The organism is Gammaproteobacteria bacterium, from assembly GCA_003696665.1.
Lineage (GTDB): Bacteria > Pseudomonadota > Gammaproteobacteria > Enterobacterales.
Genome location: RFGJ01000617.1, coordinates 1 through 1,460 on the forward strand (window position 1 = coordinate 1; position 1,460 = coordinate 1,460).

1 protein-coding gene and 1 rRNA gene are annotated in these 1,460 nt (G+C 49.9%); one reads left to right on the top strand and one right to left on the bottom strand.

Features of this window, described 5'->3' with window-relative positions:
• Positions 1-296: 296 nt before the first annotated feature.
• Positions 297-542 (bottom strand): hypothetical protein, encoded by a 246-nt coding sequence (locus D6694_14970; GenBank protein RMH34887.1) that lies wholly within the window; start codon positions 540-542, stop codon positions 297-299.
• Positions 543-677: 135 nt separating this feature from the next.
• Between D6694_14970 and D6694_14975 the strand changes: the two genes are divergently transcribed.
• A 16S ribosomal RNA gene (locus D6694_14975) occupies positions 678-1,460 on the top strand; the annotation flags it as partial.

Below are 1,460 nucleotides of genomic sequence, written 5' to 3' on the forward strand. Positions count from 1 at the left end.
AAAGGCGTATTTTAAAAAGTGTAAAGAACGGCCGTTATGTTCGAGGGTAACGGCCGTTTCTGCTTCAACTCCGTCACACCCCAGAGACACTGGTGCAATACCTCCTGTAATACTCCCGCAAACAGCGTGCCGACTCCTTGTCGAAAGCTCATCAGGCAAATCACTCCACCATTTTGTACGTATTTTCCATTCTTGCAGAAATTACTGGATTTTGATGGCAATTTGCCCTTGACACAATAACTATTATTGATAGAATACCCACCGCTCGAACAGCAAAAAGCGATTCATTCGGCAGCTTACCAGAGGAAACAAGGGAATTTCAACGAATTTTCAAAATTGCTCAAAAAATCCCTTGACACCCACAAAAAACGTGATATAATCCTAGCTTGTCGATTGATAAAAAAGATGTCGTCACCAAACAGGTGAAACATCACTACAAACGAGAAGTCAAGGTCGCGAAAGAAGACGATTCTTCGCAGTAGCAACAGGGAATCGCAAATCTTTTGGGGCCATTTTTTTATCCAAAAATTTGGTCTTGACATCAAAAAAGTTTGTGATAAAATTCGCGGCCTTGTGCGGACCTTAACAACTGAAGAGTGACAGAAACAGCAACAAGTGCCAACTTGAGTTTTGGTTCAAATGTGAAACGTAGTTCCGTGAGATAATACGGAAACAAACTTTCTACGGAGAGTTTGATCCTGGCTCAGGATGAACGCTAGCGGCGTGCCTAATGCATGCAAGTCGAACGGGATCCCTTGGACTCGTCTGAGGGTGAGAGTGGCGAACGGGTGAGTAACACGTTGGTGACCTGCCCCAGAGTGGGGGATAACCACTGGAAACGGTGGCTAATACCCCAGATGTTATCAGGGTTAGAGACCTGATAACTGAAGCTCCGGCGCTCTGGGAGGGGCCTGCGGCCCATCAGCTAGTTGGTAGGGTAATGGCCTACCAAGGCGAAGACGGGTAGGGGGCGTGAGAGCGTGGCCCCCCACACTGGTACTGAGACACGGACCAGATACCTACGGGTAGCAGCAGCAAGGAATATTGCGCAATGGGCGAAAGCCTGACGCAGCAACGCCGCGTGGAGGATGAAGGCCTTCGGGTTGTAAACTCCTTTTCTGGGGGATGAGGAAGGACAGTACCCCAGGAATAAGTCTCGGCTAACTACGTGCCAGCAGCCGCGGTAAAACGTAGGAGGCGAGCGTTATCCGGATTTACTGGGCGTAAAGCGCATGCAGGCGGTCTTCTAAGTCGGACGTGAAAGCTCCTGGCTCAACTGGGAGAGGCCGTTCGAAACTAGGAGACTTGAGGGTGGCAGAGGAGAGTGGAATTCCCGGTGTAGTGGTGAAATGCGTAGATATCGGGAGGAACACCAGTGGCGAAGGCGGCTCACTGGCCCGATACTGACGCTGAGGCACGAAAGCGTGGGGAGCAAACAGGATTAGAAACCCGTGTAGTCC

Bases quoted from the DNA above. Each gene is read 5' to 3' on its own strand.
- D6694_14970 (RMH34887.1), bottom strand. From the start codon at position 542: ATGTCAAGACCAAATTTTTGGATAAAAAAATGGCCCCAAAAGATTTGC.